The sequence below is a fragment of the Cloacibacillus sp. genome (assembly GCF_020860125.1).
Lineage (GTDB): Bacteria > Synergistota > Synergistia > Synergistales > Synergistaceae > Cloacibacillus.
The window spans coordinates 35,100-43,174 of record NZ_JAJBUX010000113.1 but is presented as its reverse complement, the minus strand read 5'-3'; the positions used below and the strand labels follow the sequence as shown (position 1 = coordinate 43,174).

General features: G+C 59.6%; 10 protein-coding genes. 1 reads left to right on the top strand and 9 read right to left on the bottom strand.

What is annotated here, in order from left to right:
* Positions 1–108: 108 nt before the first annotated feature.
* The 8 genes from queA to nadE are packed head-to-tail and all read right to left on the bottom strand — an operon-like array spanning position 109 to position 6,532.
* The gene (queA, locus tag LIO98_RS13955; protein WP_291958481.1) at positions 109–1,164 is read right to left on the bottom strand and encodes a tRNA preQ1(34) S-adenosylmethionine ribosyltransferase-isomerase QueA; all 1,056 of its coding nucleotides are present in this window, start codon (positions 1,162–1,164) and stop codon (positions 109–111) included.
* Positions 1,165–1,169: 5 nt separating this feature from the next.
* A complete protein-coding gene (locus LIO98_RS13950) occupies positions 1,170–2,588 on the bottom strand; it encodes a SpoIID/LytB domain-containing protein (RefSeq protein ID WP_291958478.1) in 1,419 nt (472 codons plus the stop codon).
* Entirely contained in the window at positions 2,579–2,800 is a 222-nt protein-coding gene (locus LIO98_RS13945) for a DUF2905 domain-containing protein (protein ID WP_291958475.1), read from the bottom strand. Before LIO98_RS13945 ends, LIO98_RS13950 begins: the two co-directional genes overlap by 10 nt.
* Positions 2,797–3,870 (bottom strand): Holliday junction branch migration DNA helicase RuvB, encoded by a 1,074-nt coding sequence (ruvB, locus tag LIO98_RS13940; protein WP_291958472.1) that lies wholly within the window; start codon positions 3,868–3,870, stop codon positions 2,797–2,799. The genes LIO98_RS13945 and ruvB overlap by 4 nt, the downstream gene beginning before the upstream one ends.
* Positions 3,871–3,879: 9 nt before the next feature.
* Positions 3,880–4,482, bottom strand: a complete 603-nt coding sequence (gene ruvA / locus LIO98_RS13935) for a Holliday junction branch migration protein RuvA (RefSeq protein WP_291958469.1) — start codon at positions 4,480–4,482, stop codon at positions 3,880–3,882.
* A gap of 1 nt (position 4,483) precedes the next feature.
* Positions 4,484–5,008, bottom strand: coding sequence for a crossover junction endodeoxyribonuclease RuvC (ruvC, locus tag LIO98_RS13930; RefSeq protein WP_291958465.1), 525 nt, complete (start codon positions 5,006–5,008; stop codon positions 4,484–4,486).
* The gene (locus LIO98_RS13925) at positions 5,001–5,747 is read right to left on the bottom strand and encodes a YebC/PmpR family DNA-binding transcriptional regulator (RefSeq protein ID WP_291958462.1); all 747 of its coding nucleotides are present in this window, start codon (positions 5,745–5,747) and stop codon (positions 5,001–5,003) included. Before LIO98_RS13925 ends, ruvC begins: the two co-directional genes overlap by 8 nt.
* 35 nt (positions 5,748–5,782) lie before the next feature.
* Complete coding sequence (gene nadE / locus LIO98_RS13920) at positions 5,783–6,532, bottom strand: NAD(+) synthase (protein ID WP_291958460.1); 750 nt, start codon at positions 6,530–6,532, stop codon at positions 5,783–5,785.
* A 205-nt stretch (positions 6,533–6,737) separates the two neighbouring features.
* Between nadE and LIO98_RS13915 the strand changes: the two genes are divergently transcribed.
* The gene (locus tag LIO98_RS13915) at positions 6,738–6,911 is read left to right on the top strand and encodes a hypothetical protein (RefSeq protein ID WP_291958457.1); all 174 of its coding nucleotides are present in this window, start codon (positions 6,738–6,740) and stop codon (positions 6,909–6,911) included.
* Positions 6,912–7,145: 234 nt separating this feature from the next.
* On the opposite strand, the gene LIO98_RS13910 is transcribed toward LIO98_RS13915, so the two are convergent.
* A partial coding sequence (locus LIO98_RS13910; protein ID WP_291958454.1) for an Ig-like domain-containing protein occupies positions 7,146–8,075 on the bottom strand: 930 nt, incomplete at its 5' end.

The following is an 8,075-nucleotide window of genomic DNA, read 5'->3' as shown; positions in this document are numbered from 1 at the left end:
ACATTACCTTCACCTCGTTCTAAGTATAACACCTTTTTATTTTTTATGCTTAAAATATGCTTAAAAAATAAAAAGGTGTCATGTGAAAATAACGTTGATGATGTTGTTTTATTCTATAAACATCGAGTCGCCGAAGGAGAAAAAGCGGTAACGCTTCTCCACCGCCTCGTTATAGACGCGCATCATCGTCTCGTAGCCGCCGAAGGCGGAGACGAGCATTAGCAGGGTGCTCATCGGCAGGTGAAAGTTGGTTATCAGGGCGTCTATCACCCGGAAACGGTACCCGGGGCTGATAAACAGCTTTGTATCGAGTACGCCGGGGACTATTTCGCCGTAACGCTGGGCGAAGGACTCAAGGGTGCGCACAACCGTTGTGCCGACGGCGACGACGCGCCCTCCCCTCTCTTTGGCCGCCTTTATCGCCGCCGCCGCCTCCGGCGGTATTTCGCAGAATTCCGTGTGCATGACATGTTCCGCGATATTCTCGGCCTTTACGGGGCGGAAGGTGCCAAGTCCCACCTGTAAGGTGATGAAGATATGCGGCACGCCCATATCCGCGAGTTTTTTGAGCAATTCCGGCGTGAAGTGCAGCCCGGCGGTCGGCGCGGCGACGGAATTTTCCTTTTCGCGCTTCGCATAGACCGTCTGGTAGCGTTCGGGGTCGGCGCGGCTCTCCGTTATGTAGTGCGGCAGCGGCGTGCTGCCGAAGCGGTGGATCAGCGTCAGCGGGTCGTCCTCCGGCGCGAAGATGATCGTTCGCAGACCGTCCTCAAGCCTCGCCCCCACGGTGATCTCCGTTTCGCCGCCAAGCGTCACTTTCGTCCCCTCCGGCAGCTTGCGTCCGGGGCGGACGAGCGCCGTCCATTCGTTGCTCGACGCGCCGGGGTTGAGGAAGAATATCTCCACCTTCGCGCCGCCGCCGCCCTCGTTCTTCTTTACGCCCTCCACGCGCGCCGGAAGGACGCGCGTATCGTTCATCATCAGCAGGTCGCCGGGGTGAAGGTATTCCGTGATGTCGCGGAAGATCCTATCCTCGGTGCCGCCGTTTTCCCTGTGTACAACAAGGAGCCGCGACGAATCTCTCGGCTCCGCGGGGTCCTGCGCTATCAGCTCTTTGGGAAGCTGATAATCGTAGGCCGCCGTCTTTGTCAGGTCTCTCTCCATATCTTTTAATAGCCTCTTTCCAGCGCCGTGCCGGGGAAATAGTATTCAAGTATCCGCCGGTAACTCCAGCCCGCCTCGGCCAGCGCCTTGGCCGTCCATTGTGGCATACCGACGCCGTGTCCCGAGCCGCGCCCGGAGATCGTCACCGAGGAGCCGGAGGCGCCGTTCATCGAGAGCTGCGGGGCTCCCGCCGCCGTGTTATATACCGGCTGTGCCGCCGGCTGCCGTACGGGCGCTGCGGGCAGTTTTTTACCGCTCATTCTAGCCTCGCCCTCGGCGATAAACTTCGGATAATCCTTTTCTTTGCCAATCATCGAAACGAGCTCCTGCACGGTAAATATCTTATTCTGCGTCATCCAGTAAAGTTTATCTACATCCTTTTCAGGCATCGTCGAACGGTCGGTAATTACAGGATAGCTCCGCTGCGCGGTACTCTGGGGCGCGGAGGGAAGAGAAGTCTGCGGCGTGTAGACGGTTCCCGCGCTGAACTCGAAGAGGGTGCTCTTCACCACGCCCGCGCCGACCGCGAGACGGAACTGGCTGCCCGTGACGAGCTTCCGGCCGCCGCTGCCGTTTATCTCCAGCTGCTGTACGCGGCCGCTCTCGTCGCGCGAATAGGGGCGGATAGACGATATTGAGCCGACCTGTATTCCCGCGGCGGCGAGGCTGCTTGATATCTGCTGCATGGAGAGCGTCGTCTGCCACCTTGCGTTGGGGCTGCTGTAGGAGACCGGGTCGGGGCGTGCCTGAAGGTAGGGGATGTCCTTACCCCATACCGCCCTTGACGAGGCGCTGAAGCCGCCGCTGTCTCCATAATAGAATACCTGCGCCACCGAGCCGCCGTACTTTAGAAGCTCGCCGCCGGTCGCGCTGACCGCTTCGTCGATGGCGGGCGACTCTCCGGCGACGCCGCTGTAGCTTTGACAGTGCACCTGGGCGCAGAGGTCATATTTACCGTGCTTCTTTGAGGACAGCGTGTAGGTGCGCGCCAGCACCGCCTGCGCCTTGAGGGCCTCCACGGGCCAGGCCGGGCTCATTTCATCCTTCAGCACGCCCTTGAGGTACTGCTCGACGTCCACCTGATTTACAATGTTGAAGCCCGAGCCGGAGGCCTCGAATAATATCGAGCCGTGATAGCTCACGCCGTCGATGATGATCGGGGAAGACGAGGTCACCGTCACCGGCATGGCGTAGCTCACCGCGCCGGCGCTCAGCGAGCCGCCGCCCGCGTAAGAGAGCGAAAAGGAGCCGGTGATCGCCGGCGTCACTCCGCCGGAGGCTACCCTTATCACGTACGAGGTGCCGCCGATCTTGCACTGGCGCGCGCCGCTCTTGAGCAGGACCAGGACGTCGCGCGCCTCGGCGGCCTGCGAGAAGATGAGTATGAACAGCAGCGTGACGATATATCTTTTCACTATTTCCACCTTGAGAATATATTCAAAATCAGCGTGAGTATGAGGCTCACGACAAGCATCGTCCCGAACGGCGCGAAGACGGTGAGATTTTTCTTCTGGTAAGTGATATCTCCGGGCAGTTTGCCAAGAGGAATGTTCAGCTTTCCTGCGATGATTAGCACTGCCCCAACCGCGGCAAGCAGCAGCCCCGCCGCGACCAGCATCTTTCCAAGCTGGCTCATGGCAGCTCATCCTCCGTTGTGAAGAGGCTGAGCTGGCTCTGCTGTATCTGTATGAAATGCGGCGATACGGGGATGCCGAGATAGTCCCAGGTGTTGCGCGTCGCCCTGCGGCCTCGCGGGGTGCGTTCAAGCAGCCCCTTCTGGATAAGGTAGGGTTCGTAGATGTCCTCTATCGTCTGCGCGTCCTCGTTGAGGGCCGCGGCGAGGGTAGACAGCCCCACTGGTCCGCCGTCAAAGAGCTCTATCAGCGCGCGGAGGAACTTTCGGTCCCCCTCGTCAAGCCCCTCGGGGTCGACGCCGAGCATGTCGAGCGCGTAGCGCGAGAGGTCGCGCTCGATGAGCGGGACCTTTTTTACCTCGGCGACGTCGCGCACGCGGCGCAAAAGGCGCAGCGCCACGCGCGGCGTTCCGCGCGAGCGGAGGCCGATCTCCTCCGCCGCCTCGTCGGCGATGTTCACTCCGAGCACGCCGCTGCCGCGTTTGACGATCGCCGTCAGCTCCTCGGGTGAATAGAGATGCAGCTGCTCCACGATGCCGAAGCGCGCGCGCAGCGGCGAAGTGAGCAGGCCGAGGCGCGTCGTCGCGCCGATCAGCGTGAACTTTGGCAGCGCGAGGCGTATGCTGCGCGCGAGTGGGCCCTTGCCCACGACGATAGAGAGGGAAAAGTCCTCCATCGCGGGATAGAGTATCTCCTCGATATTCGCCGACATGCGGTGTATCTCGTCGATAAAAAGGACGTCGTTCGGCTGGATGTTTGAAAGTATCGCCGCGAGGTCCCCCGCGCGTTCGAGCGCCGGACCGGTGGTGACGCGGAGCGTGCCCTTCATCTCCTTCGCGATGATTCCCGCGAGGGTCGTCTTGCCAAGGCCGGGAGGGCCGTAAAAGAGCGTATGGTCGAGCGGTTCGCCGCGCTGGATCGAGGCGGTCATGAAGATCGTCAGCTTGTCCTTGAGGCCGCTCTGGCCGATGAAATCATTCAGCGCCTGCGGGCGGAGGGTCGATATCTCCTCCTCCTTTCCGCAGCGCATTGTCTCTATCAGTTTATTGGGGCAGCTGTTATTTTCGTCCATCTCTCTCCCCTACCTGCGCTGTAATATACTCAGAGAGGCCATCAGCAGGCTCTCCTCGCTCCATTGTGTATCGTCGTCGGCCTGCGCCTTCGCCGTCGCGATGGCGCGCGCGCATTCGCCGTGTGAGAAGCCGAGCCCCGTCAGCGCGTCCGTAACGAACGAATCGAAGGAGGTCGCTCCCGGTGCGGCGGCCTCGGCGGCGATACCGGCGAACTTCTTTTCTATCTTCGGTTTGAGCTCGAAGCAGATGCGTTCCGCCCTCTTGGTCCCCAGGCCGGGTACGGAGAGCATCGAGACATTGCCGATTTTCACAGCCTCGATGATATGGCCGATGTCAAGATAGCGCATGAGTGTGATCGCGAGCTTCCCCCCGACCGTCTTGACCTGCAGCAGCTCAAGAAAAAAGTCTCTCTCCGTCTCGGAGGCGAAACCGAACATCGCGAGCCCCGCGTCGCTTATCTGGAGATAGGTGTGGCACTTCATCTCCTCGCCGATCACGGCGGAGGCCAGCAGCGCCTTCGTCGGATATACCTCTATCCCGAAGCCGGAAACGTCGAGAACGATGCTTTCCTTTGAAAATGACGAAAGAGTGCCGCGCAGGTAATTTATCATCTCAATATCCTTTCAGAATGTTCTGGTCGTAATTACGCATCGCGAGCCCCGCGATCGCTATCGCGAGCGCGTCTGCCGCGTCGTCCGGGCTGGGTTTTTTCTCAAGGCCGAGCAGATGGGCCACCATCCCCTGCACCTGTCCCTTTTCGGCGCTGCCGTAGCCGCAGACGGCGAGCTTCACCTCGCTGGGCTTTATCTCATAGGGTTCAAAACCAAGCTGCGCCGCGAAGAGCAGCACGACGCCGCGCGCCTGCCAGACCATCTCCGCAGTGGTGACGTTTCTGCCGAAGAAGAGCTTCTCCACCGCGACCATATCCGGCGGGAACTCCCTCGCCTTTGTCCCAAGCTCGCTGTAAAGGCATGAGAGGCGCTGAGAGAGCGAAAGTTTCGGCGGCGTCTTGATGACGCCGTAGGTCTCGCAGATCAGCGAATTCCCCAACTGTGAAACGACCCCGTAGCCCAGAGTCCCGAGCCCGGGGTCAATGCCAAGCGCTCTTATGGCGCCGTTATCGTTTTGATTAGTCAAGTTCCGCCAGGATCTCGTCCGGAATGTCGAAGTTCGCGTAGACCGCCTGCACGTCGTCGTGGTCCTCGAAGCGCTCGATCATCGCGAGCATCTTCGCGGCGTCCGACTTATTGCCGATCGCCACCGTGTTCTTCGGCACCATCTGAACCTCGATCGTCCCCACGTTATAACCGGCCCCGCGCAGCGCCTGAGCCACCTGGGAGAGTACGTTCGGGTCACATGATACCTCGAAGCCCTCTTCCTCCGCTTCCAGGTCGTCCGCGCCGGCCTCGAGGGCGGCCATCATCAGCTCGTCCTCGTCGATACCCTCGCCGAGGATTTCCACGACGCCCTTACGGTCGAAGTTCCAGGCCACGCAGCCCATTTCACCGATCGAACCGCCGCTCTTTGAGAAGAGCGAACGCATATCGGGGGCGGTGCGGTTCCTGTTGTCCGTCATTGCCTGCACCATCACGGCCACGCCGTTGGGGCCGTAACCTTCGTAATATATCTCCTCCATCGGGCCGCCGAGCTCGCCCGTACCGCGCTTGATACCGCGCTCGATATTGTCGACAGGGACGTTGCCGGCCTTCGCGCGCTCTATCGCTACTTTAAGGCGGAAGTTATTGTTGGGGTCTCCGCCGCCCTCTTTCGCCGCCGCGATAATGTCCTTCACCAGCTTCTGGAAGGCCACGCCCTTCTTAGCGTCCTGTGCCGCCTTCCTGTGTTTGATACCAGACCAATGTGAATGTCCTGACAAAAAAATCACCTCATAGTTTAATTTGAAATTTTAAATTAAAGATTTTCGGGCAGCTTCGCCATCGCCGCAAAGGCTCTCTTATGCGCCGATCTCTTGACTGCCGCTTCAATTTTCTGCTTTGCCTCTTCCGAGGCCTCACCGGTGGCGATATAACGGTCAAGCTCCCCATAGGTGAGCCCCATCTCCGCCTCGTCCGTCTGCCCCTCCCAGAGCGCCGCCGTCGGGGGACGGTCGATGATCTCCCGCGGCACGCCAAGATACCTCGCGACGGCCCAGACCTCGCCCTTCAGGAGATCCGCGATCGGCATCAGGTCGACGCCGGAATCGCCGTATTTGGTGAAATATCCGAAAGTTATCTCGTCCCTGTTGCTGCCGCCGCAGACAAGGTACCCATGCTGTTGGGCTATTGCGTAAAGCGTAGTCATTCGTAATCTGGGTTTGATATTGGCGGCGGAAAGCCCGCTGAGTCCTGGAAGTGAGTTTTCGATCTCTCTCTTGAGTGCGTCGTAGGATGATGAGAGATCGACCTTCATCGTCCTTATCCCTATCGCCTCCGCCAGCAGCCTGGCATAATCCTCGTCTACCTGCATACTGTAACAGGGCATAATCACGCCGATCACCCTGTCCGGCCCCAGCGATTTAGCGAGAAGCACCGCGAGCACCGCGGAATCGATCCCGCCGCTGATGCCGAGGACCGCGCCCTTAGCTCCGGCAACGCCGAACTTTTCCTTTACCCAGCTTACCAGAAAGCGCGTTATCTTTTCCGGGTTCCGATAGATCTCCATTCCGCGTGCCTCACTTTCAAACGCCAGCAAATTTTGTGCAAAGTATATTTTATCACAAAAGCCACAGCGCCGTCATTATTTTAGACGCGCGTGGCAGAATAAAGGTATAAACGCCGATTTCCTTTGGGTTGGGAAAGCGGTAAATTGCTGTTTAGCTTTTGACTTTGCCCTTAAAGGCGCCCTCTGTGAGGGAGCTGGCTCGGCGATGTTTTTCGCCGAGACTGAGGGAGAGTTGACCTTAGGTTCTCCCGCGGCTTTCGCCGCGGACTCTGTATGGCGCGGAAACCGCGCTATACAGAGCAACACTCCTTCCGTCAGCCGCCAAAAGCAGGCGGCCGACACCTCCCTCGGAGAGGGAGGCTATAAGGACAAAAGATAAATCGTTATTTATCTTTTTCCCGTCTGATTTATCTTTAACGGTGGTTTATCTATACTTCGTATCCACGGGGCTGGTGTTTTCGCGGCTTGCTTTTAGAGGTTTGAAAAAGCGGGCAAACATCTGTGATTGGTTGGGGCGCGGCGGGCCGTACGTACGATAAGGGGCACGGACCTTTCGCCCGCGCCCCTTGTTTACTCTTTTGCCTTTTATTTTTCTCTCTTTGTCTCTCTTATCCTACCTCTTTTTCCGCAGCCAGAGCGGTATCAACGCCAGCATGGAGAGCGCGCCCAGCCCGGCGGCGCAGCCGTGGCTGGAGCCGCCTCTCTTTGGCTGGACGACGGTCACCGTGCATGTGGCGCTCTTTTCTCCGGCCTTCGCGGTGATAACAGTCGTGCCGGCCAACATCGCCGTTACTTTGCCACTCTCGTCCACCGCGGCGGCCGCCGGGTCGGAGCTTGTCCAGGTAACCGTTTTATATGTCGCGTCGTCCGGCTTCACAGTCGCGGTGAGCTTTTTGCTCTCCCCGATATTCAGCGTCAGCTCTGTGACGTCGAGGCTGACGCCGGTGACGAGGACTTCGCCGACGGCAACAGTGAATGAAAGCAGGTCGGTGACGCAACTCGCGGCTACCGGTTTGGGGCTGCTTTTGATACTGCTGAAATCGGTGACCCGCAGGTCAATGTCGAAGCTCACCGCCGTCACGCCGGTTTTTTTGCCGGAGACGGCGCAGGGCCAGCGGTCGGAGATACCGGCGATATCGGGCGAGGCGATGGAGATGTCGCCGCTGACAGAGAAACAGCCCACCATATCCTCAGCTGTACCCGGGTAGGAGATCAGCGCGGGAGCGGAGCCGCCAATCTCCACGGAGAGAGTTCGCTCCACGGGCAGGACGGTGGTGACGACCTTTTTCATCTCCGCCGCGTCGAGGGAGACGACGTTGGCGCTGACAGCGTCCGGCCCCTTGTCGCCGCCGCCGACGGCCTCAAGATCGCCGACGGGCCAGCAGCTGTTGGATATCGTGCCGTTGTCGTTGTATCCCGCGATACCGCCCGCGTAGTTGGCGTTGGAGCCGCCGTCGGCCGAGACCTCGCCGCCGCTGGCGTTGTTGGCTATCGTGCCGCCGTTGATTCCCGCGATACCACCCGCGTAGTTGCTGGTGGAGCC

Coding starts and splice junctions, on each gene's coding strand:
- queA (WP_291958481.1), bottom strand. CDS start 1,164: ATGGAGAGAGACCTGACAAAGACGGCGGCCTACGATTATCAGCTTCCC.
- LIO98_RS13945 (WP_291958475.1), bottom strand. CDS start 2,800: ATGAGCCAGCTTGGAAAGATGCTGGTCGCGGCGGGGCTGCTGCTTGCC.
- ruvB (WP_291958472.1), bottom strand. CDS start 3,870: ATGGACGAAAATAACAGCTGCCCCAATAAACTGATAGAGACAATGCGC.
- ruvA (WP_291958469.1), bottom strand. CDS start 4,482: ATGATAAATTACCTGCGCGGCACTCTTTCGTCATTTTCAAAGGAAAGC.
- nadE (WP_291958460.1), bottom strand. CDS start 6,532: ATGGAGATCTATCGGAACCCGGAAAAGATAACGCGCTTTCTGGTAAGC.
- LIO98_RS13915 (WP_291958457.1), top strand. CDS start 6,738: ATGTTTTTCGCCGAGACTGAGGGAGAGTTGACCTTAGGTTCTCCCGCG.